Annotated in this window: 27 protein-coding genes; 11 read left to right on the forward strand and 16 right to left on the reverse strand. The window is 60.7% G+C overall.

All coding sequences use genetic code 11. The features are described 5' to 3' along the window. Positions 1 to 35 precede the first annotated feature (35 nt). Both ACSEXS_RS15410 and ACSEXS_RS15415 read right to left on the reverse strand, forming a co-directional pair. Positions 36 to 1,091 carry a M23 family metallopeptidase gene (locus ACSEXS_RS15410; RefSeq protein ID WP_438434125.1) on the reverse strand — a complete coding sequence of 352 codons (1,056 nt, stop codon included), beginning with the start codon at positions 1,089 to 1,091 and terminating at the stop codon, positions 36 to 38. Between the two features lie 277 nt (positions 1,092 to 1,368). Continuing rightward, positions 1,369 to 1,887 (reverse strand): GNAT family N-acetyltransferase, encoded by a 519-nt coding sequence (locus ACSEXS_RS15415; protein ID WP_438434126.1) that lies wholly within the window; start codon positions 1,885 to 1,887, stop codon positions 1,369 to 1,371. A gap of 137 nt (positions 1,888 to 2,024) precedes the next feature. Here ACSEXS_RS15415 and ACSEXS_RS15420 point away from each other — a divergent pair, with 137 nt between their 5' ends. Beyond that, a complete protein-coding gene (locus ACSEXS_RS15420; protein WP_438434127.1) occupies positions 2,025 to 3,059 on the forward strand; it encodes a YutD family protein in 1,035 nt (344 codons plus the stop codon). Positions 3,060 to 3,287: 228 nt separating this feature from the next. Here the strand turns inward: ACSEXS_RS15420 and ACSEXS_RS15425 are convergent, their stop codons facing one another. The 4 genes from ACSEXS_RS15425 to ACSEXS_RS15440 all read right to left on the reverse strand — a co-directional run bounded on the left by ACSEXS_RS15425 (position 3,288) and on the right by ACSEXS_RS15440 (position 8,796). Next, complete coding sequence (locus ACSEXS_RS15425) at positions 3,288 to 3,854, reverse strand: DUF4256 domain-containing protein (RefSeq protein WP_438434128.1); 567 nt, start codon at positions 3,852 to 3,854, stop codon at positions 3,288 to 3,290. Between the two features lie 149 nt (positions 3,855 to 4,003). Then, positions 4,004 to 4,822 (reverse strand): NAD kinase, encoded by an 819-nt coding sequence (locus ACSEXS_RS15430; protein ID WP_438434129.1) that lies wholly within the window; start codon positions 4,820 to 4,822, stop codon positions 4,004 to 4,006. A gap of 99 nt (positions 4,823 to 4,921) precedes the next feature. Further along, the gene (gene glgP, locus ACSEXS_RS15435) at positions 4,922 to 7,444 is read right to left on the reverse strand and encodes an alpha-glucan family phosphorylase (protein WP_438434130.1); all 2,523 of its coding nucleotides are present in this window, start codon (positions 7,442 to 7,444) and stop codon (positions 4,922 to 4,924) included. Between the two features lie 62 nt (positions 7,445 to 7,506). Then, on the reverse strand, positions 7,507 to 8,796 hold the full coding sequence (locus ACSEXS_RS15440; protein WP_438434131.1) for a nucleoside recognition domain-containing protein: 1,290 nt from the start codon (positions 8,794 to 8,796) through the stop codon (positions 7,507 to 7,509). A 276-nt stretch (positions 8,797 to 9,072) separates the two neighbouring features. On the opposite strand from ACSEXS_RS15440, the gene ACSEXS_RS15445 reads away from it, so the two are divergent. Beyond that, positions 9,073 to 9,774 (forward strand): DUF2225 domain-containing protein, encoded by a 702-nt coding sequence (locus tag ACSEXS_RS15445; protein ID WP_438434132.1) that lies wholly within the window; start codon positions 9,073 to 9,075, stop codon positions 9,772 to 9,774. A 31-nt stretch (positions 9,775 to 9,805) separates the two neighbouring features. Here ACSEXS_RS15445 and ACSEXS_RS15450 read toward each other — a convergent pair whose 3' ends face one another. The 3 genes from ACSEXS_RS15450 to ACSEXS_RS15460 all read right to left on the reverse strand — a co-directional run bounded on the left by ACSEXS_RS15450 (position 9,806) and on the right by ACSEXS_RS15460 (position 11,469). Then, positions 9,806 to 10,909 carry a GGDEF domain-containing protein gene (locus tag ACSEXS_RS15450; protein WP_438434133.1) on the reverse strand — a complete coding sequence of 368 codons (1,104 nt, stop codon included), beginning with the start codon at positions 10,907 to 10,909 and terminating at the stop codon, positions 9,806 to 9,808. Positions 10,910 to 11,022: 113 nt separating this feature from the next. Next, positions 11,023 to 11,283 carry a hypothetical protein gene (locus ACSEXS_RS15455; protein WP_438434422.1) on the reverse strand — a complete coding sequence of 87 codons (261 nt, stop codon included), beginning with the start codon at positions 11,281 to 11,283 and terminating at the stop codon, positions 11,023 to 11,025. A 3-nt stretch (positions 11,284 to 11,286) separates the two neighbouring features. Further along, a complete protein-coding gene (locus ACSEXS_RS15460) occupies positions 11,287 to 11,469 on the reverse strand; it encodes a YycC family protein (RefSeq protein ID WP_438434134.1) in 183 nt (60 codons plus the stop codon). Between the two features lie 168 nt (positions 11,470 to 11,637). Here ACSEXS_RS15460 and ACSEXS_RS15465 point away from each other — a divergent pair, with 168 nt between their 5' ends. Beyond that, positions 11,638 to 13,434, forward strand: a complete 1,797-nt coding sequence (locus tag ACSEXS_RS15465; RefSeq protein ID WP_438434135.1) for a M3 family oligoendopeptidase — start codon at positions 11,638 to 11,640, stop codon at positions 13,432 to 13,434. 122 nt (positions 13,435 to 13,556) lie between these two features. Here the strand turns inward: ACSEXS_RS15465 and ACSEXS_RS15470 are convergent, their stop codons facing one another. After that, on the reverse strand, positions 13,557 to 14,813 hold the full coding sequence (locus ACSEXS_RS15470) for a methyl-accepting chemotaxis protein (protein WP_438434136.1): 1,257 nt from the start codon (positions 14,811 to 14,813) through the stop codon (positions 13,557 to 13,559). Between the two features lie 161 nt (positions 14,814 to 14,974). Here ACSEXS_RS15470 and ACSEXS_RS15475 point away from each other — a divergent pair, with 161 nt between their 5' ends. Beyond that, positions 14,975 to 15,178, forward strand: coding sequence for a hypothetical protein (locus tag ACSEXS_RS15475; RefSeq protein WP_438434137.1), 204 nt, complete (start codon positions 14,975 to 14,977; stop codon positions 15,176 to 15,178). 138 nt (positions 15,179 to 15,316) lie between these two features. After that, a complete protein-coding gene (locus tag ACSEXS_RS15480) occupies positions 15,317 to 15,721 on the forward strand; it encodes an O-methyltransferase (RefSeq protein WP_438434138.1) in 405 nt (134 codons plus the stop codon). 59 nt (positions 15,722 to 15,780) lie between these two features. Here ACSEXS_RS15480 and ACSEXS_RS15485 read toward each other — a convergent pair whose 3' ends face one another. Continuing rightward, complete coding sequence (locus ACSEXS_RS15485; protein ID WP_438434139.1) at positions 15,781 to 16,020, reverse strand: alpha/beta-type small acid-soluble spore protein; 240 nt, start codon at positions 16,018 to 16,020, stop codon at positions 15,781 to 15,783. Between the two features lie 148 nt (positions 16,021 to 16,168). Here ACSEXS_RS15485 and ACSEXS_RS15490 point away from each other — a divergent pair, with 148 nt between their 5' ends. Further along, positions 16,169 to 17,626, forward strand: coding sequence for a S41 family peptidase (locus tag ACSEXS_RS15490; RefSeq protein WP_438434140.1), 1,458 nt, complete (start codon positions 16,169 to 16,171; stop codon positions 17,624 to 17,626). 399 nt (positions 17,627 to 18,025) lie between these two features. Beyond that, positions 18,026 to 19,015, forward strand: coding sequence for a tryptophan--tRNA ligase (gene trpS / locus ACSEXS_RS15495; RefSeq protein ID WP_438434141.1), 990 nt, complete (start codon positions 18,026 to 18,028; stop codon positions 19,013 to 19,015). Between the two features lie 105 nt (positions 19,016 to 19,120). Here trpS and ACSEXS_RS15500 read toward each other — a convergent pair whose 3' ends face one another. Together ACSEXS_RS15500 and gerQ are read right to left on the reverse strand one after the other, a co-directional pair. Further along, a complete protein-coding gene (locus ACSEXS_RS15500; protein ID WP_438434142.1) occupies positions 19,121 to 20,104 on the reverse strand; it encodes a metal-dependent hydrolase in 984 nt (327 codons plus the stop codon). A 187-nt stretch (positions 20,105 to 20,291) separates the two neighbouring features. Next, a complete protein-coding gene (gene gerQ, locus ACSEXS_RS15505; protein WP_438434143.1) occupies positions 20,292 to 20,819 on the reverse strand; it encodes a spore coat protein GerQ in 528 nt (175 codons plus the stop codon). A 312-nt stretch (positions 20,820 to 21,131) separates the two neighbouring features. Between gerQ and cyoE the strand changes: the two genes are divergently transcribed. After that, complete coding sequence (cyoE, locus tag ACSEXS_RS15510) at positions 21,132 to 22,091, forward strand: heme o synthase (protein ID WP_438434144.1); 960 nt, start codon at positions 21,132 to 21,134, stop codon at positions 22,089 to 22,091. Between the two features lie 77 nt (positions 22,092 to 22,168). Here cyoE and ACSEXS_RS15515 read toward each other — a convergent pair whose 3' ends face one another. The 3 genes from ACSEXS_RS15515 to ACSEXS_RS15525 all read right to left on the reverse strand — a co-directional run bounded on the left by ACSEXS_RS15515 (position 22,169) and on the right by ACSEXS_RS15525 (position 24,186). After that, positions 22,169 to 22,576 carry a toprim domain-containing protein gene (locus ACSEXS_RS15515; protein WP_438434145.1) on the reverse strand — a complete coding sequence of 136 codons (408 nt, stop codon included), beginning with the start codon at positions 22,574 to 22,576 and terminating at the stop codon, positions 22,169 to 22,171. 174 nt (positions 22,577 to 22,750) lie between these two features. Then, positions 22,751 to 22,846 carry a sporulation protein YjcZ gene (yjcZ, locus tag ACSEXS_RS15520; RefSeq protein ID WP_438434146.1) on the reverse strand — a complete coding sequence of 32 codons (96 nt, stop codon included), beginning with the start codon at positions 22,844 to 22,846 and terminating at the stop codon, positions 22,751 to 22,753. Between the two features lie 137 nt (positions 22,847 to 22,983). Further along, the gene (locus ACSEXS_RS15525; RefSeq protein WP_438434147.1) at positions 22,984 to 24,186 is read right to left on the reverse strand and encodes an MFS transporter; all 1,203 of its coding nucleotides are present in this window, start codon (positions 24,184 to 24,186) and stop codon (positions 22,984 to 22,986) included. A gap of 186 nt (positions 24,187 to 24,372) precedes the next feature. On the opposite strand from ACSEXS_RS15525, the gene ACSEXS_RS15530 reads away from it, so the two are divergent. From ACSEXS_RS15530 to ACSEXS_RS15540, 3 genes are all read left to right on the forward strand, one after another. After that, the gene (locus ACSEXS_RS15530; RefSeq protein ID WP_438434148.1) at positions 24,373 to 24,801 is read left to right on the forward strand and encodes a hypothetical protein; all 429 of its coding nucleotides are present in this window, start codon (positions 24,373 to 24,375) and stop codon (positions 24,799 to 24,801) included. Positions 24,802 to 24,909: 108 nt separating this feature from the next. Further along, positions 24,910 to 26,016, forward strand: coding sequence for a transglutaminase domain-containing protein (locus ACSEXS_RS15535; protein WP_438434149.1), 1,107 nt, complete (start codon positions 24,910 to 24,912; stop codon positions 26,014 to 26,016). 12 nt (positions 26,017 to 26,028) lie between these two features. Then, the gene (locus tag ACSEXS_RS15540) at positions 26,029 to 26,757 is read left to right on the forward strand and encodes an HAD-IA family hydrolase (RefSeq protein ID WP_438434150.1); all 729 of its coding nucleotides are present in this window, start codon (positions 26,029 to 26,031) and stop codon (positions 26,755 to 26,757) included. The last annotated feature ends 11 nt before the right edge of the window (positions 26,758 to 26,768 follow it).

Genomic DNA, 26,768 nt, shown 5'->3' on the forward strand with positions numbered 1-26,768 from the left:
TTTTTTTGTCGGCTTAGGCGGTTCGGCCTGCCGGGTTATTTTGCCTTCAGGCGTTGGCGCTCCTCCCGCTCCCAACGGGCCAAAGAGGGATAAGGGTCAAAGGCCCACTCGGACCTGCCGGTGTCCTTGTAGAGCCCGTAGTGCAGATGGGGCGGGAATTTGCCGGAGGTTCCCGGCTTGCCGTACCCCGAGCTGCCCACCCAGCCGATCACCTGGCCGGGGCGAACCGGCGTGCCGATGTCGATCTCCTTGGAGAAGCCCGACAGATGAGCATAGTAATGGTAGACGTTGTTCAGGTCGCGGATGCCGATCCGCCAGCCGCCGTAATTGTTCCAGCCCTTCACCTCGATAATGCCGTAGCAGGTGCTTCGGGCGGGCACGCCGTAGCCGGCGAAGATATCCGTACCCTCGTGCATCCGTTGTCCTCCCCAGCCTCGGCTGGCGCCCCAAGTGCTCCGATAGGTATATTCGGAGCGCAGCGGGACGGGGAAGGCATGCTCCTGCAGATCGAGGCGTCCGAAGGTCTCGTAGATTTTGGCAAACTGGTCGATTCGGCCGATGCCGCGGTCGCCGAACGTCCGGTGCAGGGCGGCGTCCCACTGTGCCGCTCCTCCGGCGGAGGCGCTCATGTCCTGGACGAAGGCGAACAGGGTGTCCAGCTCGTTGCGCCGATCGGCCCGGCCGTCGCCGGATCCGTCCCGCCCTTTGCCGCCGAACAGCTCGATATGGACGGGGTCGGTATCGTCGGCGGAGGGGTTGAGCAGTCCGACCCACAGCGGCAGCGGGTACCGCCCATTCATTTCGGGCGGATTGCGCCTGCCGGAGGGGGCGGTCGCGCGATGGTATTGGTCGGCGGCGGCGAGCCGGTACCAGGGAATGCCGGTCGCCAGACTGAGCTGGTCGAGCAGCGCGCGCCGCTCTTCGGGAGTCGGCTCCTTTTCCGGTTCCGGCACGGCCGATTTCACTGGTGGAGCATGCACGGCGCTGGAGCTGGCCAGGGCTGCGCTGCCCGGAACGGCCGCGAAGGCAAGCAGACTGGCCGCGGCGAGAAGCACGGTTCGGCCGAACCGCCGTTCGGGTCGGTTGGTCATGGTTATCTCCTGCCTTTTAACTGAAAATCGGAACAAATCCGGTCTGTTCGTTAGCATGTTCAGGAGAAACCGAAATATCCCGAATAGCGGGTGCGGACGGGACGAATGGCTTTGGGAATTGCAGGAAGGACGGCTTGGGTGCCGGATGCAAACGTCAAAAACAAAAAAAGCCTCCTCCCGCCCCGAAGGTTCTCAAAGGGAAGGAAGAGGGATCGCGGAAGAAGGATCGCTTTCGTGCCTTGCATGGCCGGGGGCATTCGATACGCGGAAGCGTCCGTCAAGGAGCGGGAACCGGGTCCGGGCCATCCAGAATCAGCTGATAAAACTGGATATCGTGCCAGACTCCGAACTTCAAGCCCGTCTGCGGCAGAGTACCGGCCAGCCGGAAGCCGAATTTCTCGTGCAGCCGCACGCTGACTTCATTGCCGACGGTGATGCAGGCGATGACCGAATGGTACCCCAGGGCTTGGCCCCGCTGCAATATCTCGTTCAAGAGCGTTTTGCCGATTCCGCGGCCTAGACTGTTGGGGTCCAAGTAAACGGAGCTTTCCACGGTCGGCTTATAGGCGGGCTTGGCGCGGAAAACGGACAAGTAGGCGTATCCGGCCACCCTCCCGTCCGCTTCCGCGACGATCAGCGGGTAATCGCCGCCGTAGTGGGAGAACCAATCCAGCCGTTGCTCCAACGTCTGCGGCTCGAGGTCGAAGGTCGCGGCGGAGGCGGCGATGTAGTGATTGTAAATGCGAAGCAGTTCGGGCACATCCTCCCGGACGGCTTCCCGGATGACGATCGTCATGACTCATTCCCCTTTATGCGTGTAAAGCACTGAATTTCTCCAATTATACTCCGGTAGGCGAGAAAGTGGAATGTTGAATTTTTCATGGTATAATACGAGAAAGGAATTTGTCGGAAACCCCGGCGGGAGAGTGCCGGATGGAGGTGCGAGCTTTGTTTCACGTTGGCGGGAATGTCTATGAGCTTGTGAAGGAAAACAAGAACGGCTGGAACCTCGAAATGTTCCGCAACCGGTACAGCGAAGTGCTGGAACGCTACGATTACGTCGTAGGGGATTGGGGCTACAACCAGCTTCGCCTGCGCGGTTTCTATAAGGAGAACAACCCGCGGATGACCAAAGACTCCTCGATCGCGAATCTCGAGGATTACATTAACGAATATTGCAATTTCGGATGCGCTTACTTCGTGCTGGAAAAGGTCGGCCAAAGCGATCGCACCGCCGAGGAACAGGGAGAATCAGCCGTGGGCGAAACGCCGCCCCCGACGAATGTCTTCGAGGGCAGCACGCGGATGGACCGGCCGGACCGCTATAACCGCAGCGGCGAACCGCGGCAGGTCAAGATCGTCCGTCCGGAGAAGCCGGTCCGCGAGCGTTCGGACGGCGCGCGCGGCGGCCACGGCCGCGATGACCGCGGCGGCCAGTCGGGCGGAGCGGACCGCGAGTCGCGGCAGAACGGCGACCGCGTGCAGTGGCCCGACCGCAAGTCTGCGCGCACGGACGGAGACCGCCCGGGCCGCGCGCCAAGAGGCGGCCAGGACCGCCCGGACCGGGGCGGCCGGCAAGATCAGCGCGGCGGTCGGAACGATTCCGCCGCCCGGCCGAACCGCGGCGGCGATCGACCGCAGCAGGAGCGCCAGCAGCAGCGGCACGCCGACCGGTTTGACCGGGGAGCCGCCGAGCACGCGGCGGGCGATTCGGCCGTACGCGGCGAACGTTCGGACAAGCGTCCGCCGCGCCGCCCGAATCCGGAGCGGCCTTCCGGCGAATCGCCGGCCGTGGCCGAGACTTCTTCCACGGCCGAGCGCCGTCCCGGACCGTTCCGCAAGCGGCGGCACGGCGGCGGGCACGGCCCCGGGCACAACGCTTCCGGCGAGCCGGGCGGAGCGAATCCGCGCCCGCCGAAGCAGCAGCGCCCGCCGGGACCCGGCACCCCGCCAGGGTCCAGCCATTGACGTGACGCTTCCCTTGGAGGGAAAGCGTGGGGATTCCGGAGGCACGGCCGGCTGCTCCGGCCCTAGCCTTTGAGCCAACACAGCAGGCTCGCACCGTTTTTACCATAAGCATGTCAGACAAATTCAAACGGCCTTAGCCCTGAATGCCAAGGCTAAGGCCGTCTCGCTTTTCCTGCAGTTGATCTTTTCGCTCTTCCCTATTTCCCGGAATTCGAGCCCCCGCAATATTCAGACCCGAAGCGAGCCGCGAAAGCCTCTGGCGCCATAATAAGAGTCCGCGCCGTTGTGATACACGAAGACCCTTCCATAACGGAAATCGCCAAAGATAGCACCGCCGAGCTTGCGGATATCGGCAGGCGTTTTCAACCAGCTTGAGGTTTTCGTATCGAACTCCCCCAGCTTCTGCAGCTCCCGGTACTGCTCCTCCGTCAGCAGCTCGATGCCGAGATCGGCCGCCATTTCCAAGGCGCTGGTTTCCGGTTTGTTTTGCTTTCTGGCGTTCCGGGCTTCCGGGTCGTAGCAGACGCTTCTGCGCCCTTTGGGGCTTTCAGCCGAGCAGTCATAAAAAAGGTATTCGTTCGTCTCCGCGTCATACCCTACCACATCCGGTTCGCCGCCGGTTCGTTCCATCTTATAGAGGGAACCCCATTTTTCCGAATGGGCTTCCAGCTTGCGGAGGACGTCGGCCCATTCCAATCCCGCGTGGCGGTTTTTGTTTTTCTCAAACCGGGCCTTCAGCGCGCCAAACAGCTCGTCTTTTTGTTCGGCGGTTAACTCTCCTTTTTCACTTGCCATCCTAATCCCTCCTTAACCCCTTCTCGTTCCGGATATAAACAAACTCTCCTCCAGCAGCAGGATTTGTTCGTTAGCCTGTCTACAAGAAGGAGAGCCTGTCCCTTAACGGTGGGCTTGTTGATGGTTGGCTTGACTGGGAACGGCGTCGGCTAGAAATCGGTGGTCGGCTCCTGTCCGATGAACGCCCGCTGAACGCGGGTCCAGAACGGATAGGGGCGGTAGCGGGCGAAGCGGATCTTTTCTTCGGCCACGCTCGCTCGTATGGAGACCACGTCCTCGCGCTGCGAGCCGAGGTGGTCGAGCGACAGCACCATCCGCTTGCCCGCCTGCGGATAAATGTCGCAGTGGTGGTGCTTGGGTAGGACGAGCGGAGAACCGACCGTCCGGAACAGGCGGTTGTTGATCGAAGCGATCTCGGTGATTTGCAAACAGGGAATGGAGGGATGGATGACCGCTCCTCCCAGGCTCTTGTTGTAGGCGGTGCTTCCCGACGGACTGGAGATGCAGATGCCGTCTCCGCGGAACGTCTCGAAGATCACATCGTTCACGTCCAGTTGGGCGACCATCGTCTCTTCGATGCCCTTGAGGGTGAATTCATTCAGCGCCAGATGAGTTTCCAGCCCGGTCTTGGTGCGGATTTCAATCGAGAGCAGCGGGTATTCCACCATTCTCGTCGCGTTCTCTTCGAGCGGTCGGGCCATTACCCGGGCCATGGTCTCGAGTTCCTCCGGCTTCCAGTCGGCGAAGAAGCCGAGCCTGCCGGTATGCAGTCCGACGAAGGCCAGCCGGTCGAGCTGATCCTTGTACCGGTGAAAGGCCTGCAGCATGGTCCCGTCGCCGCCGATCGAGAGCACCGTATCCGGCTTGTCCTCGTCCAACGTCAGCCCAAGGCTGTCCGCCAGCCGGGTAAAGCGTTCGTGCAGCGCGACGGACACCCCGTCGCCGCGGTTGATGATGAAGTACTTCAAGCCCGCATCCTCCTTACCGAATCCCTTCTATCATAGCAAAAAGCGGACATAAAACAAACGCCGCCCGGAAAGGGCGGCGCGATAAGGCCTTTCGGGCGGTCAATGCACGGTAGAGAAGCCGAGCGGCAGCTCGAACCGGTGGGCGAACAATGGATGATTCGGACGCACCCGCACCGAGTAATGCTCCAGGTGATGCAGGTGGGAGGGGATTTCTCCCCGGAAGAGGGCTTTGCCGGGGCCATCCTCACCGAGCAGCGTCAGCGGTGCGTGTACCGGCTCCCAGATCCCCTGCGAATTATCCGCATAGTAGACGATCTCGGCATACACCGCACCTGCCGGAAGCTCGCCTAAGGCAAGCCCGACGTCCACCTTCTTCTGGCCGGGAGCGGCCGGTTCGGCGGGCCGATCCTCGACGAACGTTACGGTCACATTCGGCCACTCCCGGGCGGCCAGCTTCTTGTAGGCGGCGAGCTCCGCCGCGAGGACGTACCCGTCGGCCGCAAACCCGGCGAACCGCTCCATCGCGGGAACGTAGAATTCGCGGGTATAGTCCTGCACCATCCGGTGGGTGTTGTATTCAGGCGCCAGCGTCTCAATGGAACGCTTCATCTTCGCCACCCAAGCGTGCGGGCAGCCGGAATTCCCTTCGGCGTAGTAAAGCGGCACGATCTCGTTTTCCAGACGGGAATAGAACGAGTCGGCGTTCTGATATTCCTGGGCCTGCCAATCGCTGTGCGGGTCGGATTCGATCGCCCAGCCGTTGGTGCCGTCGTAGCCCTCCTCCCACCAGCCATCGAGGACGCTGAAGTTGAGAACGCCGTTCATGGCCGCCTTCTCGCCGCTCGTGCCGCTGGCTTCCAGCGGGCGAAGCGGATTGTTCAACCAGATGTCCACGCCCTGCACGAGGCTGCGGGCGAGCCCGATGTCGTAGTTTTCCAGCATGACGATCTTGCCGCGGAATTCGCTCAGCTGAGAGACGCGGTAGATCTCGCGGATCAAGTCCTGGCCGGGAATATCGGCCGGATGCGCCTTGCCGGCAAAGACGAACTGGACCGGGCGGGTCGGGTGGTTGACGATCCGGCTCAAGCGAGGCAGGTCCTTGAACAGCAGGTTGGCCCGCTTGTAGGTGGCAAACCGGCGGGCAAAGCCGATGGTGAGGGCGTCGGGATTCAGCAGCCCCGCGGCTTCCGCAACGCGCTCCGGGCTCTCTCCGCCGCGCTGCCGCTGTTCGCGCAGGTTCGCGCGGGCTACCTCGATGAGCTGAAGCTTCTTCTCCCGGTGGACATTCCACAGCTCCTCGTCGGGAATGGAACGGACCCCGTGCCAGTTCGCGGCGTCAGCCTGGTCGTCCCGCCAGCCCGCCGCCAAGTGGCGGTCGTAGAGCTCGGCCAGCTCGGGGGCGGTCCAGCTCTCGATATGGACGCCGTTCGTGACATGCCCGATCGGAACCTCGTCGACCTCGAAGCCGCCGAGGAAACCGTGGAACATCATCCGGGAGACATGGCCGTGCAGCTTGCTCACGCCGTTTCGCAAGGCGGCGCAATTCATCGCCAGGTAGGTCATGTTGAACTGCTGCTTCGCGGAATCGAAGCCGAGGGCGATCACCGCGTCCCGATGAGGGCCGAAGACGGGGAGGAAACCATCCAGGTAGCGGTGGAACAAGTCGGTCGGGAACGTGTCGTGACCGGCCGGAACCGGGGTGTGGGTGGTAAAGATCGTGCTGGCCCGCACCAGCTCCAGAGCGGTCTCGTAGGAGACGCCCAGCGCCATATACTCGCGGATGCGCTCCAGCGAGAGGAAGGCGGCATGCCCTTCGTTGATGTGATAGACGGTCGGATGAAGACCGGCTGCCCGCAGCGCGCGGACGCCGCCGACGCCCAGAATCAGCTCCTGGGCGATGCGCATCTCTTGCCCGCCGCCGTACAGTTGGGAGGTGAGCTCGCGGGTCTCCGGCCGGTTCTCTTCCAGATCGGCATCGAGCAGGTACAAGGTCACCCGGCCGATCTGCGCCGCCCACACCTTGAGCGTGACCGGTTCCTGCCCGATCAGCACCTGAACGGTCAGATCCCGGCCGTCGGCCGCTTTGACCGGAAGAACCGGATGATCGGCGAAATCGTGGTCCACCCGCTCGGCCGTCTGGCTGCCGGAGGAATCGAGCTTTTGCCGGAAGTAGCCTTTGCGGTACAGGAGGCCGACGCCGGTCAGCGGCAGCCCCAGGTCGCTCGCCGACTTCAGGTGGTCGCCGGCAAGCACGCCGAGACCGCCGGAATAGATCGGCAGCGATTCATGGAAGCCGAATTCCGCGGAAAAGTAGGCGATGCCTCCCGCCGTGGAGCCGGGGTATTGCTTCCGGTACCACGGATCGGCGGCTTTGTAGGCGGACCAGGCCGCCACAACCTCGTCAAACCGGGACAGGAAGCTCTCGTCGGCGGACAGTCTCTGCCAGTCTTGGTCGGAGAGTCGCTGCAGCAGCCGCACCGGGTTATACGAGACTTCCTCCCACAGAGCGGGAGAAGCCTGACGGAACAGCCGGGCGGCGCTTGGGTTCCAGCTGAACCACAAATTGCCCGCAAGCTCGGACAACGGCGCAAAGCGCTCCGGAATCGATTGTTCGTGGGCCATAACGGCGAACACCTCTTTCTCGTCGTGGTCCGATCGGTGACCGGAGTCTCCACAGGGATGATTTATTTTTGTCTATTATACATGCGATTCGAAAACCATTGCAAAACGACAAGGAAGCCAAGCAAAAGAAGGAGGGCGGTCAGCGCCGCGGCGGAAGCCGGAAAAGCGGCGAACCGGGTCAGCCGGAGAGCCGTTTCGCCCGGACCGGACCCGGACCAGAACGCGGGCAGCGCCGTCGTCCAGCCGGAGGACGGAGCCCCCTCCGGGAGAAGCGGTCCCGCGAGCAGGAAGACCAGCAGGACGGCGAGTATGCCGTGAAGGAGACGCGCAGCCAGGAACGGCCAGTAGCGCAGCGGCGTCTTGGTGAGCAGGCTCATGACCTGGGCATGGACGGACAAGCCCGCCCAGGACAGCACGAACGCGGCGGCCGCGATCCGGAAGACAAGCGGAACGCCGGCTGCAAGTCCCGCGGCGTTGGCGCCGAGGGTGACCTCGAACAGGCCGCCGGCGATCGAGTCGGCCAGCGTGCCCGGGAGACCGGCAGCGCCGAGCAGCGCGGCGAGCGGCCGGGTGAGGGCGAGGAGCAGGCCGCTTGCGCGCAGGGCGCCGAGAAGCGCCGAGAAGAACACCATCAGGCCGCCGACGACCAAGATCAGCTTGAGCGAGGACGCGACCGCGTCGCCGAGCAGTTGCCCGAGCGGCCGGCCGTCCCGAAGCCGGGCGGCATGCATGGCCCGGAAGGAGCGGACGAAGAGGCTCCTCCGCCGGAAGTCCTGCCCCGAGGCGGACGCTTGTCCGGACGGATGTATGGAAGCGGGCTCGGACCGGGCCGGCTTTCGCCCGTGGAACCGCATCAGCAGGCCGAGCAACAGGGCGGAGCCGTAGTGGGCCGCCGCCAGGAGCGGTGCGACCCGGGCATCGCCGAAGAAGCCGACGGACACGGCGCCGATCAGGAAGATCGGGTCCGAGGAGGTGGTGAAGGCAACCAGCCGCTCGCCCTCGTCGCGGTCGAGCAGCTTCTGCTCCAGCAGCTGGGAGGTCAGGCGGGCGCTTACCGGATAACCGGAGGCGAAGCCCATCGCCATCACAAAGCCGCCGATGCCGGGAATCCGAAACAAAGGCCGCATCAAGGGATCGAACAGCGTGCCGAAAAAATGAACGATGCCGAAGCCGAGCATGACCTCGGAGGCGAGAAAGAACGGGAACAAGGCGGGAAACAGAACGTCCCACCAGATGGCGGTGCCCTGAATGCCGGCCTTCAGCGTCGCCGCCGGGTCGGACAGGAGGAGGACCGCAAGCACGAGCAAGCCGATTGCCGCAAGCAGACCCGAGCGTTTGGGGGAGTGCCGCATGAACCAAACCACCTTCCAGCCTTGCCGAAATGGACAGCCCGGACCGGGCTGTCCTCTTCCATCTATATGACCGCGCCTGCGCTCCCATTCCGGCGGAAGGCCGTCTGTGCCGAAGCCGTTTCCTGTGATAGAATAGAACAGACGGCAGCCGCCGCCTGAGATTCGGCAACACGCGAGGAGCTGCAAGGGTCTGTTCCCGATCAACCGTCGAAGGCTTACAATAGCGGGCGATGGGGCGGGTCGGATTGAAGCAGCTTCGGAGAGGAAGTAACGGCAATGCTGGAACCTTTGTATCAAGTCACCGAGAAGTGCGGCTACTGCGAAACGGAATTCCGCACCTCCAAAGTCCGCTCAAGCTTCAAAAAGGCTTCGTTTACCGACACGGATTTCTTCTGCCGGTACAAGTCGATTAACCCCGATTACTACATCGTGGCCGTCTGTCCGTTTTGCGGCTATGCGTTCTCGGAGAATTTCTCGGACGGGCTGTCCCCGGCCTTCCGGACGAAGTTTGAGCTGACCGTCCGCAAGAACTGGCAAGGCGGCAGCTTCGGCGGCGAGCGAAGCTGGGACGATGCGCTGAGGACGTTCAAGCTGGCGCTCTTGTGCGCCCAGATCAAGCAGGAGAAGGACCGCGTGGCGGCCGGCCTGCTGCACCACATCGCCTGGCTATACCGGGAGAAGGGCGACGAAGAGCAGGAACGGCGGTTTCTGGAGCTCGCGCTCGAAGCGTATATCAAGGTCTACGAATTGGAGGGAATTAGCGTAAACAATGCCCGGCTGATGTATCTGCTGGGCGAATTGAACCGGCGGCTGGGCAATTACAACGAAGCGGTCCGCTGGTTCGACCGTGTGGTGAACGACAAGAAAATCCTGGATTCCGCCATGATCCGGGCAAGCCGTGATCAATGGGCGGCGACCCGGCAGGACATGCTGGAGCGATCGCAAGCGTCGGAAAATGCAGAAACGGGCCGTCCCTGAGGGGCGGTCCGTTTCTGCATTCATCCGAATTCTAGGTAAGGTTGACCCGGGCGGCTCCGTCGTCCAACGGATCGGCGTAGAACGTGAAGCGGTTTTTCCCGGATTTCTTGGATATGTATAAGGCTTTGTCCGCTTTTTCGATCAAGGCCTTCAAATCCTTGGTCACGCCGTCCGACAAGGCCACTCCGATGGAGATGGTGATGTTGCGGACGGAATACTGCTCCTCCAGCGAGAAGGTATGCTCCTCTACCGTTCGGCAGAGCCGCCCGGCGACCTCGCAGAGGCGCTCCGGGTCCTGCTCGTGGCAGAGGATGATGAATTCCTCGCCGCCGTAGCGCGCTACGTAATCGCCGATGCCGATGGTCTGCTGGAGGATCGTGCCGACCTCCCGCAGCAGGTCGTCCCCCTGCAGGTGGCCGAAGGAATCGTTGTAGAGCTTGAAGTCGTCGATATCGACCATGAAGATGGCGATCCGCTGGCGGCGGATGGCTCCCTTTGCCATATTCATGAAATTATACAGGTTAGGCAGCCCCGTGAGTCCGTCCTGGTTGGCCTGCAGCTCCAGACGCCGCTGGACCAGCTGGCTGCGGTTCTCGTCGTTGAACATGACAATAAGGATGACCAGCACGGCGGACGAGACGGCGAAGGCGATCAGATTCGAGGTTACCCACCACTGGGTCCGGACGCCGGAGTCGTAAGCCCAGTCGCTGAGGCGGACCAGCAGCAGCAGCCCGCTGATGGAGATCCCGTCGGAGACCCGCAGGGGGGCGGTCGGGTCGTTTCGGATCCCCCGGTGGAAGAGGGAGCTGATCAGCACCGGCAGCAGCAGCTCCCGAAGGAGCTGGAAAACGGTCATGTCCTGGACGGCTGCCCCGAACAGAGCGGGAACGATCACCGAGAGAAGTCCTGTCCCGAGACCGTATCGCATGGAGGCCATCACGAGTGGAGCGTACCCCAGGCTCAAGTCGATCCGGGCACCGGGAGGAATCATCATCACCAGCACGGCAGCGATGCCCGTGAAGAGCGGTACGGCGATATATTCGTATGCTTCCGTCCGTTTTTTCAATTTGACGACTAGATAGCTCATGGTGATCAGCGCGCAGGCGTTCGTTATCATGGATAGATAATCGTTCACGGCATCCACTCGTTTTACAGGGGATTTTTGGAAAAGGCTGCTGGCTTCTATTATATCTGATTTTCCAATGGGGAAAAAGTCCCAATAATAAAAAAGGGACGAATGGAAATCCGTCAATGGTCCTGATTCTGGGGATTTTTCCGCTTGGGAATCGTCCGATCCGCCAACAGGTAATCGCCGTCGGCGTCAACCAGCTTAAGCCGGTTGTAGCAGCAGGGAAAGATGAGCAGCTTCTTCTTGCCTTCCCGGAGTTCCTGCAGCTCCTCGGGCTTGAGGGGAAGCAGGACATTCCGCCGGGAGCAGAAAGGGCACTCCAGCACGTAGATATCGGAGCCGAACGCTTCGTAGGGCCAGGTTCGTTCGAAGGGGACCATCATTTAAGGTTCCTCGGGCGCGTCGGCGTCTTTTGCGGCGGCTTCGTCTCCGGAAGACGGGCGGGACAGCTCGGCCAGCTTTTGCAGGAGAATGTGCTGGGGCATATGCATGAGCTGCTCGACGGGCACCTTGAGCGCCGCGGACAGCTTGAGCGCCGTATCGGCGGAAATTTTGAGCGGTTGCATGAGAAAATCATCCTTTCGGCCAAGGCTGGCTTCATGCTCTCCATTAAAACATGGCTTGCCTTCGGTTTCAAGTCCGTTCATTTCCGTATTGCAGTCGGATGTGTTTTAATGGAAATGAGAATGAAAAGCCATGACGTCGGGCAAACGGATGTCGGAAGGGAGCATGCTATGCAAAACAAGCTGAATCCGGTGTGGGAGCTGGATAATTTCTTTCCCGGGGGTAGCGAATCCAAGGAATTTGAGATGTTCCTGAGCGAGCTGAAGGAGAAGGCCCTGGCCTTCCGCAGCCGTCTGGAACAGGCCGAGAGTCCGGTTACGCCGGAAGCCGCCGCCCCGTATGCGGAGCTCGTCGGGGAGCTGCAAACGATCATGGGCGGAATCTACGAGGGAGAGTCCTTTACGGGCTGCCTCGCCGCCCAGAGTCAAGCCGACCGCAAGGCCGTCGCACTGTCCGCGCGCGTGCAGGACGTCAACTCGGTGTTCCAAGCGGCGCTGGCTCAACTGGACCGCTTCTTGTCGGGAATCCCGGATGCGGTCTTCGAAGCGCTCGTGCGGACTCAGCCTTGGTCGGACGCCGCCTTCTACCTGCAGGAGCGCCGGCAGCTTTCCAAGGAAAAGCTGGCGCCGGAGCTGGAAGCGCTGGCGAGCGAGCTGGCCGTCGACGGCTATCACGGCTGGAGCGAGCTGTACAACACGACGGTGAGCAAGATCCGCATTCCGTTCGAGGAGAACGGCAAGACGGAGCTCTTGTCCGCCGGCCAGGCGTTCAACAAGCTGCACAGCCCGGATCGGGCCGTACGGACCGAGCTGTTTAAGCGCTGGGAAGCCGCCTGGGCGGAGCAGGCGGATTTCTGCGCCGACGCACTCAATCACATCGCCGGCTTCCGCTTGCGTCTCTACGGGCAGCGCGGCTGGACCTCCGTCCACCAAGAACCGCTCGCCATTAACCGCATGACGCCGGAAACCCTGGACGCCATGTGGGGAACCGTGACGAAGAACAAGGAAATCTTCATCCGCTTCCTGGAGCGCAAGGCAAAGCTGCTCGGCGTCGATCGCCTGGCCTGGTACGATGTCGACGCTCCGGTCGGCCAAACGGAGAAGAAGGTCAGCTACGAGGAAGGGGCGGCCGTCATCGTCGAGCAGTTTGGCACCTTCAGCCCCAAGATGGCCGAGTTCGCCAAGTTCGCCCTGGAGAACCGCTGGATCGAGGTGGAGGATCGCCCCGGCAAGCGGCCCGGCGGCTTCTGCACCTCGTTCCCGATCGAGGAAGAGACCCGCATCTTCATGACCTATTCCGGCACATCCGACAATGTCTCCACCCTTGCGCATGAGCTCGGGCACGCCTTCCATGACCACGTCATGAAGGGGATGCCGGTCGTCGCGAAGAATTACGCGATGAATGTCGCCGAGACGGCTTCGACGCTGGCCGAGACCATCGTCAGCGATGCGGCCATCCGCGCGGAGAAGGACCGGGAGGCAAAGATCGCCCTCCTGTCGGACAAGATTCAGAACGCTACGGCGATGTTCCTGAACATCCATGCCCGCTTCCTGTTCGAGACGAACTTCTATGCGGAGCGGGAGAAGGGCATTGTGAGCGTCGAACGGCTGAACGAGCTGATGACTGCCGCCCAAGAGGAAGCCTACTGCGGCGCGCTCAGCGAATACCATCCCTACTTCTGGGCGTCCAAGCTGCATTTCTATGCCACGGACGTGCCGTTCTACAACTTCCCGTACACCTTCGGCCTGTTGTTTGCCTCCGGCATTTACCAGACGGCCCGGGACGCGGGCGGCAGCTTTGAAGACCGCTACATCGCGCTTCTGCGCGACACGGGCAGCATGACGGTCGAGGAGCTCGCCTTGAAGCACCTCGGCGTCAACCTGCAGCAACCCGAATTCTGGCAGCGGGCGATCGATCTCTTTGCAGCCGATGTGGAGGAGTTCTTGGCGCTGACGGAAGAAGCGTAACCGTCCCGCGCTGCCCGCCGGGGAGAAAGGCGGGAAGAGAAAAGGCAGAACCGGACGGCCTTCGGGCCGGACGGTTCTGCCTTTTTGCACGCGGAAGGGATTCTTGCGCACGCTTGCTTGATTTAGAAGTTGAAGACTTCGATGGTCCGCTGAAGCTGCTTGGCTACGTTGGTCATCCGTTCCGACTGCTGAACCATGTCGTCCACCAGCTCGATCTGTTCGTTCAGCGAAGCGGACACCTCTTCGGTTCCGGCGGCCGATTCCTGGGTGATGGCGGCGATGCCTTCCATCGTCTTGGAGATAGCCTGGGCCTTGGACAGCATGGTATCGCTCTGGGCGGCGAAGTTGACGATCAGCTCGGTGACGTAGTGAATGTTGGTTGCGATTTCTTTAAACACGGTCTCGGTGTCCCGGATATGGGCGGTCTGCTCTTGAACGACCTCTTCGTTGATCTCGATGTGATGGATGGCTTCCTGAACGCCTTGCTCGATGTGCTTGACGAGGTTGAACACCTCCCGCGTCGATGCCGCCGATTCTTCGGCCAGCTTGCGCACCTCTTGGGCGACGACGGCGAAGCCCTTGCCGTGCTCGCCGGCGCGGGCGGCCTCGATGGACGCGTTCAGCGACAGCAGGTTGGTCTGCTCGGCGATATCGGAGATGGTGCGGGTGATGCGGGTAATGCCGCTCGCTTGCTTGGCCAGCTCGTTGATCGTCACGGCGACGTTGGAGGTGGCTTCCACATTGCGCTTCATGCCTTCGCCCTGGCTTTCCACGGCCTTTCGGCCTTTTTCCGCCAGGTCGACCATGGCTTTCGATTTTTCCTTCATATTGATGGAAGAATCGACATAATTCTGTACCGAATGGCGGATGTCCTCGATTTCTACGGTGATGTTGCCGACGCCCTCGGACACTTCGCCGGCGCCCGAAGCAATTTCGCCTGCAGAGATCGTTACTTGCTTCAACGCTTCGGTGATGGACTGGTTCTTCAGGTAGTTCTTATGGCTGGTGTCGGCGACCTGTTTGGTGATGCCGATGGTATCCTGAAGGAGGCCCTTCAGCTTGTCGGTCATCTTATTGAAGGAATCGCCCAGCTCCCCGATGCTGTCGTTCGTATGTATGGTCAGCTGCTTGGTGAAGTCCCCTTTGGCGATGTCGAGCGCGAGACGGGAAACGTTCTCGATCGGTTCTGTAAGCGCTCTCTCAAGATACAAAAGAAAAGGATACGCAGCGGCCAGGATCACCAGCACCACTCCGAGGTTCGCGACAAGGCCCAGCTTGGAGAAAATCAGGAAAACCACGGAATAAACCACGAGCATCGCGTAGCTTCCGGCGTAAAGCTTTTGTTTAAACGACATCTTCTCGAGCCAAGACGACATCATGCATCTCCCCTAACTTTTGGTAGAAATCGGAACGCGTTCATTATAGCACGCGAGGCTCAGAACGGTCTATGAATTTGGTCCCAACTTCTCAAGAAAGCCGGAGAATCGGCGAATATAATGGAGAAAATATGGTTTTTCGAGAGAAGGAGGCGTTTTGAGCGGTGCTCGTCAATTGCAAGCGTTGCGGCAAGCTGATGCTTCAGAATCCATCCTCCTGCTGCGAGAACTGCAGCCTGTATTACGATGAAACTTACCGGGAGATCCGCCGGTTTCTCTCGGCTCACCCGCAGGTGAACGCCTACGAAGTTCATCGGGAAACCGGAATCCCCTTGTCAGTGGTGCTTGAACTGATGCGTTCGTCCTGATCGGACCGATTGACCAAATTTGTAAGATATTGTTGAAGAACCGGGACTTTTATCATATAATAAGACTTAAGCCCCATGATTAGACATAATATTACATTTTTAGCCTTCTCATCTCACCCCATGACTGGAGGGAAATTAGTGATTGAAGAATTATCGCTCCCGAGGCAGATTGATTTTGTCTTTCGGGAGATTGGAGACGAGCTGATGCGGTTGTCTTCCGGAACGGTGTTCATTCAGATTCGCAACAACCTGGTCGGCAAGTTCGGCATCAAGCATCATCCCCTGGAAAGCCGCGACGGCCGCATGGAGCTTCACGACGAAGGCGGCCTGACCCGGGAGCAGGTCTCGATGTTCCGCCAGATGGCGATCGACGCCCTCCGCTTCAAGGCCAATTGGACACACGGTGAAATTTTCTATGAATTCGCCTTACAGAAGGCGAGGCTGTGCGCCAGCGTCCAGTATGAATCGAACTATAACTTTGCCAACATCCTGTCGCGCAAGGATTCCAAGAAATTCGGCTTCGTTCCGCTGCCTCAAAGCTGACTTCGCCCATGAAAAAAGTCCTGGTCCGCGTTTTCCGCGGCCAGGACTTTGTGCTTTGCTTAGCGGCTAAATCCGGAACCGGATTGGCCTGCCAGGGATTGCTCGGCGATCTCGACCAGTCGGCGGGTGATATGTCCCCCGATTGCACCGGTATCGCGCGTTGCCATGTAGCCATAATAACCATCCTGCGGAATCTGGATGCCCAGTTCCTGAGCGACTTCATACTTCAGTTGGTCCAAAGCTTGGCTGGCTTGTTGAACCACAAGGGTGTTGCTGTTGCGGCTTTGTCCTGCGCCCATCTCTTAATCACCTCCAGTAATGGGTAGTATGGACGAATTCCGGGGAAATACTCATTCGGGCGAAAATGAGTTGACGCTCCGGGGAACAGCGGATTATAGTTAGTTCATCCTACAAGGAAAACTTTAACATTGAGGTGTTTACTTCCACGTGAATTCATTCAGACGCTTCCTCTTGCCGGTCCTCTGCTTTGTCCTCCTCGCGGCGTCGGCGCCCGTATATGCCGACTCTTCGTCCGCCTCGCAGACCGATTCCTCCGCTTCGGCCTCCCGGATCGAGGACGTGCTCAAGCTGATCCAGAGCTACTACCTGCGCAACGTCACGGAGGAAGATCTTGTGAAGGCCGCGATCCAGGGCATGCTGGATGCTCTCGACGACCCGTACAGCGAGTATTTCACGGCCGCGGAAGCCGAAGAATTTTTCAATTACATAAACGGAACCGATTACGAGCTCGGCCTGTACCTGAAAGCGGTGGACAGCCGGATAAAAGTGACCGAAGTGCAGCCGGGATCGGCGGCGGAGAAAGCCGGCGTGCGGGCGGGCGATTTTGTCGTCTCCCTGAACGGCAAGAAGGTGACGGTCGACAACTTTGCCAAAGCGTATTACGAAGCGTTGCCCAAGGATAATTCGGGCAAGCTGACCGTCGAGGTGCTTCGCGGAATCCGCACCGTCACCTGTACGCTCGACTTAACCAAGGTGGAGTACCCGCTCGCCACGGCGTCGCTGTTTTCCGGCAATATCGGGTATATCTCCCTAAATTCGTTCGCTGAGCGCACCGTAACGGAGCTGGACAAGGGCCTCGCCGATCTGAGGGCGAAGGGCATGAAGTCGCTGATCCTGGATCTGCGCGGCAACGGCGGCGGCGATGTTCAGGCGGCGGAGGACATCGCCAAGCGCTTCATCAAGGAAGGTACGTTCGTATTCCTGACCGACAACACGGGCGAGCTGTACGAGGACAAGATCGAGGGGGGCACTCCGATCGGCGTGCCGGTTTACCTGCTGGTCGACGAGAATACCGCCAGCGCCTCCGAGATGCTGGCCGGAATGCTTCAGGATCACGGCGTCGCCAAGCTGATCGGAACGACCACGTACGGCAAGGGCGTCATCCAGCAGGTGCAGGAATTCGAGCCGGACGGCGCCATGCTGAAGCTGACCACCTATGAATACTTCACTCCGCTCAAGCACGAAGTCAATGAAGTGGGCATCACGCCCGATATCGAGGCGGACGATCCCTTGTCCCAGCTCTTCACCGCGCTGCGCGAAGCGGGCGCGGCCCGGTTCACGACAGAGATTCGGAAGGACAGCTATACGGTTAACGGGGTAAGCTTCGATCTCTCCATACCGGTCGTACAGAAGAACGGCAAGACGTACGTGATGGTTCGTCTTGCGGCCCCGGCCCTTGGCGCACGGGCGGAATGGAAGGGCGGCAAGTCGCAGACCCTGACGCTTACGAAGGCCGGTAAGACGGCCTCCTTCCCGCTCGCCTCGGGCAAGGCGATTCAGCAGAACGGCTATACCTTCCTGGATGTCAGCGAGCTGGCGAGGCTGTATCCGGGCTTCACCTGGAAAAAGACGGCCGACGGCTTCCTGTTGACCACCGCCAATTGACATTTGCCGGTCGAAGGGTATAATGAGACACAGTTTGGAATAGGTCAAAGCGATGACAGGAAAGAGTAGGCGGATGCGGTCTCTCCAGAGAGCCGGCGGCGGTGCAAGCCGGCGGGACGGTCCGAGCGAATGGGTCCTGGAGCTTTAAGCCGAAACGGAAGCTTTCCCCGGTATGCCTTGGGCACGGAGGGCTCTCGCAGTAGGCGGCGCGGTCGGGCTCTCCGTTAACGGAGCCGTTCAGAGGCTGGTTAGCGGCCGGGGCATGCCCCGCGGCCGATTGCAGCGAATGAGGGTGGCACCACGGTCTATCGTCCCTTTTAGCGGACGATAGGCCTTTTTTGCGTTCAGAACGACGACCACAGCAGGAAATCAAGATGAATCGGGAAAGGGGAACTTAGCATGAAACGGTTTCTTTCTGGCATTAAACCGAGCGGAGAGCTCAACATCGGCGGCTACGCGGGAGCGCTCCGGCAATATGTCGCTATGCAGCAGGAGAGCGACGCGGAAAATTTCTATTTTGTCCCGGACCTCCACGCCGTGACGGTGCCGCAGGACCCGAAGGAGCTGCATCAGCGCTCCAAGGAAATCGCGGCCTACTACATTGCGGCCGGTGTCGATCCGAAGAAGTCGGCCATCTTCCTGCAATCGCAGGTATCGGCCCACGCCGAGCTCGGCTGGTTGATGGAAACCCAGGCTTACTTCGGCGAACTCAGCCGGATGACCCAGTTCAAGGACAAGTCGGAGGGCAAGGATGCGGTCAGCTCCGCGCTGTTCACGTACCCGGCGCTGATGGCGGCCGACATTCTGCTCTACCAGGCGACGCACGTCCCGGTCGGCGAGGACCAGAAGCAGCATGTCGAGCTGACCCGCGACCTGGCGAACCGTTTCAACAACAAGTTCGGGGATGTCTTTACGGTGCCGGAGCCGATCATTCAGGAAGTCGGCTGCCGCATCATGAGTTTGGACGATCCAGGGAAGAAAATGAGCAAGAGCAACCCGAACAAGAGCAGCTACGTGCTCATGCTCGACGAACCGGATACGATCCGCAAGAAGCTGGCCCGGGCGGTGACGGATTCCGACATGCAGGTGCGCTACGACTGGGAGGCGAAGCCCGCGGTCAGCAACCTGCTGGAGATCTATTCGGTGTTCTCCGGCGAAGAGATTCCGGTCATCGAAAAGCGGTACGAGGGGCAAGGGTACGGGGCGTTCAAGAAAGAGCTGGCCGAAGCCGTCATCGCCAAGCTTACTCCCATTCAGGAGCGCTTCCGCGAAATCGTCGATTCCGAGGAGCTTGTCTCCATTTTGAAGGACGGCGCTGAACGGGCGGCCGCCATCGCGGACGAAACCCTGCGGAAGGCCAAGCAGGCGATGGGATTCGTCGTATTCTAGGGTTTCGGCCACATCCGAAATAAAAGCGTTCTGCCATCCCGGGAAAAAGCGGGTGGCAGAGCGCTTTTTGTGTTCGTGCGAGTTACCGGGAATCGACTAACCGCATCAGGCCGTGTCCGGACGAAGCTTCTTTTCCAGCCGGGAATCGCTCACCCAGCCGACATAGGAATACAGCACCTTATAGTCCTCATCCATGCGGAGCACGGCTATGAACGGGTACTGCTTGCGGTACTGATAGCGGACGTCGATCCACCGGACCTCATAGCCGCCGGGGCGTTCACGGACTTGCGCACAGGCGTAACTGGAGAAGTAGAGAAACGCGGCGACGTCCGGATGCGCCTTCGAGGCTTCGATGGCGGGATGGCTGTCGCAGGCAATTTTGTCGATCCACCGCAGCTTCCCGCCGCGGAGGTCGCCCACGACGAAGGTGCCGTCGGTGCGGCGTTTGACGACGTTCCAGGCGGTGTAGTTCACCGTCGGAAACAAGTGGATGCGGTCGCCCTCGTGAAAATCGGTGTCCTGCGCGGCCGCATACTTTTCCAGGGAAAAGTGCTGCAGGGTGCGGAACGCATAGTAAGCGGCGATCAGGCCGTACAGCACCGGAAAGATCGTCTGGGGCGGCGCCGCATGCAGCGCCCACAGCGCCAGCGCTGCGAGATGGGTGAAGAAGATGAACGGATCGAAGATGTGAATGATGTTCCAGGCGATCCATTTGTCGGTGAAGGGCTTGGCGGCCTGCGTTCCGTATGTGTTGAACATGTCGGTGAAGACGTGAAACGCGACCGCGCCGAGCACCCAAAGCCCGACGTGCCAAAGCGGCAGCGGCGGGAAGATCAGGCCGATGGCGCCGGTGATCAGAATCGACCACAGGACGAGGGCCGGCAGGGAGTGCGAGGTTCCGCGGTGGTTGCGGACATAGATGGCATTGCCGCGGAAGCGGAGCAGACCGTCCGCATCCGGAGCCTGCGAGCCCAGCACGGTCCCGAGCATGACAGCCACGGTAGCGGCGGTGCTGCCGGCAATCGCCGGATCGACCTGGGCGAGCCCGGCAAGGCCGAGCCCGATGACAAGGTGGGTTCCGGTGTCCATAATGAGCCTCCTGTCTGGGACTTTTCCGAGTATAGTGTATCATTTTCTTACCCAAAAAATGAAACTGCGAACGGCTCATTCTATGCGGCTGCCGGAAGGGCGGATCGGGGAGGGTGCCGGGGATCGGAGAAAATAAGAAAAACGCCCAGCCGGATAGGCGGGCGTTGCTTATAGCGGAGGCGCGGCTTCAGCGAGGCAGCGGAACACCGGGAGGATAGAAGTAATTCAGCGGTTCATCGAACGTGATGTAGTCGAGGTTGACCATGAGCAGCAGGTAGCGTCTGCCCGTCTCGGGGTCGCTGATGATGATGTGGTCGCGGCCGGCGGCCTCCAGCTTGCCCTTGAAGACCTTGGCGTTCCATTCTGCGTTGTTCTCGAACGTCATGTAGATGGTCGCCGTCTTGCCCAGATTCAGCCGGAGGATATTCTCGATGTAGGATTCCTCGACGTTGCCGGCGGAGAATGATCCGGGCGCCGAAGTGCCGGAGGGGGCGATCGGCGTTCCCGCCGGAATCATGGGAACCTGCCCCATTCCCGCCATCTGTTGGGCGGTCGCAGGCGTTCCTGCCATCTGGAGTGCGGCCGCAGGCGTTCCTCCATAGCCGGGTATGTAACCGGTCATGGCTTGATTGCCGGCGGCCGGTTGGCCTCCGTAGGGCATATAGCCCGCCCCCTGGGGCCGATACGAAAACCTTTCCGCATCATAAAAGCTCATTCTTCACGTTCCTCCTTTTTGGTTGTGCCTGCTGCCGCAAACGGCCCTGGCGGATTAGAAAACGTCCGGACTGTCTTCGGAAGCGGGAGAAGAAGCAGGGGCTCATGCCCTTGCCGGTGAACAACGGATGGTTTCCCCTTTACCAAGCATATGGGCTGCCGTCCCAAACCGTTCCTGCTCTGGAAAGAAAAATATTTCGAAAAGTGTGATAAATATTACAGATTTTCGACAGTTGGCCTTGGGAGTTTGTCAGGAGCCACCCTCGCTTGGTATGATGAAGGAAGAAGGATACAGAGAAGGAGGGCATTATCGGTGAGCCGCGATCTTAGTGCAATTAATCCGATTAACCTGGAACCGGCGGAGAATTCCGCATCGGCAAAGCCTTACACCTGGAAGGATTTTGTATATATTACCAAGCCGGGGATCCTCTTCAGCAACCTGATGACGGTCTTCGGCGGATTCTGGCTCGCTTCGCAATGGACGATCGACGGTCTACTGCTCTTATGGACGCTCCTCGGCACGACATTGGTTATGGCCTCGGGTTGTGTGCTGAACAATTACCTGGACCGGGAGATGGACAGCAAGATGTCGCGCACCAAAACCCGGGCGCTGCCGTCGGGCCGACTGACCGCGCGGGCGGTCGTCGCTTACGGCATCGTTCTCGGCGTGGGCGGACTCGCCATGCTGTATACGCTGGTCAGTCCGCTCGCCGCGCTTCTCGGGTTCATCGGGCTGTTCGTGTATGTGGTCGTCTATACCGCCTGGCTCAAGCGGACCTCGGTCTGGTGCACGACCGTGGGTGCGATCTCCGGCGCCATGCCGCCGCTCATCGGCTATGTCGCCGTGACCGGCAATCTGGACCTCATCGCACTCTTCTTGTTCGGGACACTGTTCCTGTGGCAGCCGCCCCATTTTTGGGCGCTCGGCATTCGCCGCAAGGAGGAGTATCGGGCCGCCGGATTTCCCATGCTGCCGGTAGTCCGCGGCACCGCCGCCACCCGCGTGAGCATGATCCGGTACGCCGTTCCGCTCGTGCCGGTATCGATGATGCCTTACCTGTACGGGGCCGTCGGGCCGGTGTATCTGGTCGTGGCCGCCGCGCTCGGTCTCGGCTGGCTGTATGTCATCGTCAAGGGCTTTAAGGTACCCGAGGCCGACGAGAACAAGTGGGCCACGAAGGTGTTCGTCTATTCGATCAATTACCTGATGATCTTGTGTCTCGTTATGGTGCTGGACACGACAGGCGGCTTCTTGGCTAACCTGTTCCAGTAAGGCAGAAAAACAACGGACCCGTCTCCCGCGGCCAGGCTCTTGATCCTGCGCCTTCTTGGGGAAACGGGTCCGTTCGTTTACTCTCCGCGCGTGCGGCGGGAGCGGCGCTCGGCTGGGTCCGGAATCGCGGCGGGCGGGATGTCCGCCAGGTAATCGCCTAAGCCGGCCTTGTCCAACTGCTGAACGAGGTATTCCTCCGGGGTCCCTTCCACGCCGGCATATCCGCGGCGGGTGTAAATCTGCTCGGCGTCGGGGAACGCGTCGTTCAGGAGGTAGCGAATTTTCTTGCCGGAGGAATCGTTGTCCGTAAACAGGTAGACCGGCCGATCGCCCGCCTCGCGGCGAAGCCGATGGAGCTGCTCGGTTCCGGGCGTCCCCATCGTGCAGAGAATTCGCACGCCCGGTTTCAGCACACGGGCGAGGCGGCTCCGGTCGTTCTTGCCTTCTACGATAATCACGATTTCCGGTTGCGGCGGGATCGTCATCGGCATCACCTCGCTTCTATCTTACCCCAGCCGGATGCGCATGGGATCACCGCCGACGGAAAAGTCAAAAAAGCCGCCCTCCCCGAGGGAAGGATTGTCCCGGGGATGCGGCTTTTCGAATGGACCGGTTTGGCGGGACTCGGGTCCCGCCAATTTGCCCGACCGGCGCTTTTCTTAGAACGCCAACGTGCGGAGGATAATCACCAGCAGGATGAAGAGAACCAGGACAAACGCGAAGTACGAACCTCCGAATCCGGCAACAGCGCCCATGAGCCACACCCCTTTCGCCGGCCAGCTAAGCCGTGTCTTACATCCTTAACCTATGCCGGCAGCGGCCTGTCCGCCTGTGCGCATACCTATGCGTCGGGTGCCCATCTTTGATGCGCCGGGAATGGGAGGCCGCAGGGTCAAGCGGGAACGGACCTTCGGATACGGCCGAGGGGCATCAGCGCGAGTCCCGTTATCAGGATGAGAAAGGCCAGGTAATACGGGGAAATTTCCGTCCGCCATTGCCCGGCAAGAACCGGTCCGCAGAAGGAGCCGATCGAGAAGGAGATCGACAACAGCGAGAAGGCTCGGCCGTATTTGCCGCTCGGGGTCATCTCGGCGAGCAGGGCGGCAATCGAGGGGAAGATCATCCCCTTGGCGGCTCCGATCAGGAACAGGGACACGGTCAGCGGCAGCGGCCATTCGACGGCGAGTCCGTAGAAAATAAGCGCGAGCGCCAGACCTCCGATCAGCGTCCGGCCGAAGGCCGAAAACCGATTCAGGAACAGCAGGCTGAGCGAAAACAAGGCACCGACGCTGACCACGGTGAACAGCATGCCGGTGGTCAGCAGCGAGCCGTTCGCGTGCGCTCCGAGGGGCAGTTCGAAGAAGAGGATGCCCTGGGCGCAGGATAAGCCGATCGGCATGCCGAAGAACAGCCAGGGAATGGGCGCATTCTCGGACGGTTCCGCCTCCGCGGCGGCGGCTGCGGGCCGGGAAGGCGCGCCGTGGACATGCGACAGCGGCGATGCGCGGCGCAGACCTTCGCCGTCGGTTGCGTCGCGGGTTGCCGGGAGCCTAACCTCCCGCAGCGAGAAGAGCGTAACGAGGCCGGTGACGATCAGCAGAACCCCAAGCAGGAAGAAGGAGCGGGTAAAGCCGAGCTTTGCCACCAGCAGCGCTCCGGCCGCCGGGGAGACGACGGAGGCGAGCGTGTGAACCAGGCCGTTGCCGGTCATGAGGCGGCTCTGCTGGACCTTGTTCCGCGCGAGGCCGGCCAGCATCGCCATGCTGGCCGGAGAGAGAAACGCAAGCACGAAGCCGCTCGCGGAACGGACCGCCAAGAGCTCCCAGGGGTCATCCACGCCCGCCTGCAGGATCAGCAGGACGCCGCCGCCGATCAGACTGGCGGTGATGAAGGCTTTGCTGCCGAACCGGTCGACGCCGTACCCCGCAAGCAGATTTCCGGGCAGGTGCGTGATCGAATACATCCCCATGATGAGCCCGATGAACGAGGGGACGGCGCCCATCGACAGGGCGAAGGGCGAGAGAATCGGATATTGGGCGTGGAGATCGAACATGGCGACGAAGAGGAACAGATACAGCCAAATCGCGGTTTTCATAAATCACCTGCCTGTTTGAAGGGTCTCTCTAAGATGTACGCCGGATTTTCGGGGGGTAGTACCACTTTTGGCCGTCTCCCCGGGGGGTTGCTCTTCCCGCCCGTATCGCTTAAAGGGAAAGCTACCGTTCTCCCCCCGCGGGATGATATGATAGAACAAATTCCCCCAAAAGGATGGGCTCATTCCATGGATCAATTCTCTTCGTTCCTCGCCGACCGCTGGTATATCGTTCTGATCGCTATCCTGGTCATTCTCCTGGTCCTTCGGCTGGTGAAAACGATCGTCAAGTGGATTCTGGTCCTGGCGATCGCGGCGGCGGCTCTGTATTACGGCTATCATTATGAAGGCAGTCTCGACACGTTGAAGCAAACCGTCGTGACGGAGGCTTCGCAGGCATTGCAGGAGCAGGCTTCCGCCCTGATGAAGAAGGAAGCGGCCTCCGCCAAGTATGTCAAAAACAAAGACGGCTCTTATACCGTTACGACGAATAGCTTGAAGGTGGAGGGCAAGCCCGGCGAAGACGAAGTGACGGTCACGGTGCTGAAGCAGTCGTTCCCCATGAAAGCGAGCGCGGTAAAGGCGTTCGTGGAAGCCGCAGCCCGGAACCAGCCTTGACCGCGGCCGTTCAACGCGGTTGGGCGTCCGGTCGCCCGGCGCAGGAGAGGAGGTATCCCCATCATTGACGATATAAGAACGATCTTCTTCGGCAATGCGGTTTCCGCCGTGCTCGTGCTGATCGTCCTGTTCTCCGCTCTGGCCGGGGCCGCCCGGGGAGCCAACGGCTCCGCCCGCCAGCTCATCCGGTTTGCAGTGGACACGGCCTTGACCGTTCTGGCGATGCTGATCGCCTGGAAGGCTGCGGAGACGCTCTCGCCGATGCTGGCCGAATGGCTGGCGGGGCGGAACATCCGGATTCCCGACGGGGAGATTAATGCGTTTCGCCAGTTCTACTATACGGCTGTCACGAGCGTGCGCGATTTTCCGCTGCTGCGGGGTGCCTTGCTGTTCTTCGTCGTTTATCTGATTGTCCGGGGTTTTCTCGGCAGCATGTCCTTCTTGGGCAGCGGCTTGACCCGCTCCCGGCGGGAGCGGGCAGTCCGCAGCAGCCCGGGCCTCGCCTCGCTCAGCAGCTTGACGGGCGCCATCCTCGGCGCGGTAACGGGTGCCGGCAGAGCGGTTCTGTTCGTGGCGATCCTGTTCGCTTACACCGCCCTGTTCCCGCAAACCGCCGCTTCCGACTATATTCAAGAGTCGAGGGTCTACCGGGAAGGTGCCGAGCGCATCGTGAGTCCGCTCACCGGCGATTGGCTGCAGAACCGCCTGCCCGTATTCACGGAATCCGTGAAGAACGAGATGTCCCAGATTCTCCAGCGACGGTATGAAGTCGAGGATGCCGCTGTCCCCGGCAATATTGCCGAGGCGGCAGCCCGGGTCACCGAGCGGGCGGATACCGACGAAGAGAAGGCTCGGGCGCTCTATGAATGGGTCGGCACGCGGGTCCGCTACGACTGGAACAAGTATAATTTGTATGTGGAGAAGCGGATTTGGCAAGAGCAGACGCCGGAGGACACCTTCCGCACCCGGGAAGGCGTCTGCATTGATTATTCCCGGCTGTATGCCGTCATGGCCCGATCGGCGGGGCTTTCCGTGCGCGTGGTTACCGGAATGGGGGCGGACGGAACCGGCGGCTACGGGCCGCATGCCTGGAACGAAGTCCGGCTCGAGGGCAAGGGATGGGTGCCGCTGGACACCACGTGGGTGTCGAGCGGGGGCAATTGGTTTAATCCGCCCGACTTCGCCTCGACCCACATTCCCGACCGCCAAATCTAAGGGGAGGTACGCATGGAAAATCCGATTGCAAGCCCATTGGCAAAGCCGCTAAGCGCCTATAAAGCGCTGTTCTTTGACGCGGGAGACACCCTCATTACCGTTCCCGGCGATCTGAACCTCTTTCATTCCTATCTGACGGGACGCTCTCTCTTCCGCGACGAGGAACGGGTCGGTCAGGCGCTGACCGCCGCCATCCGCAAGCATTACGTGGAGAAGCCGCTCGCGCTGGACGATGCCTGCTCGCCGGAATCGGACCGCTTGTATTGGACCGGCATCTACAAGGATGTGCTCGCCCAATTGGAGGCGTCTGCGGAATGGGACGAGCGGCAGATCGAGGAATGCAGCCTCGGGCTGTACGAGGAATTTTTGTCTCCGAAGCATTACCGTCTGTTTCCGGACGTTGCAGCCAATCTGGAGCGGCTTCGGGCGCGCGGCTTCCGGCTCGGGCTGGTGTCCAATTTCTCCGGCAGCTTGCGGGATATCCTGGAGGACAAAGGAGTTCTCGGCTATTTCGATCCGGTGGTGATCTCGGTCGAGGTCGGGATGGAGAAGCCGGGGCCGGGCATCTTCCGGCTGGCCCTTTCGCTTGCGGAGCTGGAGGCATCCGAGGTACTCTATATCGGGGATCACGAGGTAAACGACATCTGGGCCCCGGCTCAGGTCGGAATTGACTCGGTTCGGATCAAACGGTACGATTACCATACGGGAGCGGGGATTTCCTCGCTGGATGAATTGATTTAGAGGTAACGAAA

This window comes from Gorillibacterium terrae (genome assembly GCF_051594785.1).
Classification (GTDB): domain Bacteria; phylum Bacillota; class Bacilli; order Paenibacillales; family NBRC-103111; genus Gorillibacterium.

Bases quoted from the DNA above. Each gene is read 5' to 3' on its own strand.
- ACSEXS_RS15410 (WP_438434125.1), bottom strand. From the start codon at position 1,091: ATGACCAACCGACCCGAACGGCGGTTCGGCCGAACCGTGCTTCTCGCC.
- ACSEXS_RS15415 (WP_438434126.1), bottom strand. From the start codon at position 1,887: ATGACGATCGTCATCCGGGAAGCCGTCCGGGAGGATGTGCCCGAACTG.
- ACSEXS_RS15420 (WP_438434127.1), top strand. From the start codon at position 2,025: ATGGAGGTGCGAGCTTTGTTTCACGTTGGCGGGAATGTCTATGAGCTT.
- ACSEXS_RS15425 (WP_438434128.1), bottom strand. From the start codon at position 3,854: ATGGCAAGTGAAAAAGGAGAGTTAACCGCCGAACAAAAAGACGAGCTG.
- glgP (WP_438434130.1), bottom strand. From the start codon at position 7,444: ATGGCCCACGAACAATCGATTCCGGAGCGCTTTGCGCCGTTGTCCGAG.
- ACSEXS_RS15440 (WP_438434131.1), bottom strand. From the start codon at position 8,796: ATGCGGCACTCCCCCAAACGCTCGGGTCTGCTTGCGGCAATCGGCTTG.
- ACSEXS_RS15445 (WP_438434132.1), top strand. From the start codon at position 9,073: ATGCTGGAACCTTTGTATCAAGTCACCGAGAAGTGCGGCTACTGCGAA.
- ACSEXS_RS15455 (WP_438434422.1), bottom strand. From the start codon at position 11,283: ATGGTCCCCTTCGAACGAACCTGGCCCTACGAAGCGTTCGGCTCCGAT.
- ACSEXS_RS15460 (WP_438434134.1), bottom strand. From the start codon at position 11,469: ATGCAACCGCTCAAAATTTCCGCCGATACGGCGCTCAAGCTGTCCGCG.
- ACSEXS_RS15465 (WP_438434135.1), top strand. From the start codon at position 11,638: ATGCAAAACAAGCTGAATCCGGTGTGGGAGCTGGATAATTTCTTTCCC.
- ACSEXS_RS15470 (WP_438434136.1), bottom strand. From the start codon at position 14,813: ATGATGTCGTCTTGGCTCGAGAAGATGTCGTTTAAACAAAAGCTTTAC.
- ACSEXS_RS15485 (WP_438434139.1), bottom strand. From the start codon at position 16,020: ATGGGCGCAGGACAAAGCCGCAACAGCAACACCCTTGTGGTTCAACAA.
- trpS (WP_438434141.1), top strand. From the start codon at position 18,026: ATGAAACGGTTTCTTTCTGGCATTAAACCGAGCGGAGAGCTCAACATC.
- ACSEXS_RS15500 (WP_438434142.1), bottom strand. From the start codon at position 20,104: ATGGACACCGGAACCCACCTTGTCATCGGGCTCGGCCTTGCCGGGCTC.
- gerQ (WP_438434143.1), bottom strand. From the start codon at position 20,819: ATGAGCTTTTATGATGCGGAAAGGTTTTCGTATCGGCCCCAGGGGGCG.
- ACSEXS_RS15515 (WP_438434145.1), bottom strand. From the start codon at position 22,576: ATGACGATCCCGCCGCAACCGGAAATCGTGATTATCGTAGAAGGCAAG.
- yjcZ (WP_438434146.1), bottom strand. From the start codon at position 22,846: ATGGGCGCTGTTGCCGGATTCGGAGGTTCGTACTTCGCGTTTGTCCTG.
- ACSEXS_RS15525 (WP_438434147.1), bottom strand. From the start codon at position 24,186: ATGAAAACCGCGATTTGGCTGTATCTGTTCCTCTTCGTCGCCATGTTC.
- ACSEXS_RS15530 (WP_438434148.1), top strand. From the start codon at position 24,373: ATGGATCAATTCTCTTCGTTCCTCGCCGACCGCTGGTATATCGTTCTG.
- ACSEXS_RS15540 (WP_438434150.1), top strand. From the start codon at position 26,029: ATGGAAAATCCGATTGCAAGCCCATTGGCAAAGCCGCTAAGCGCCTAT.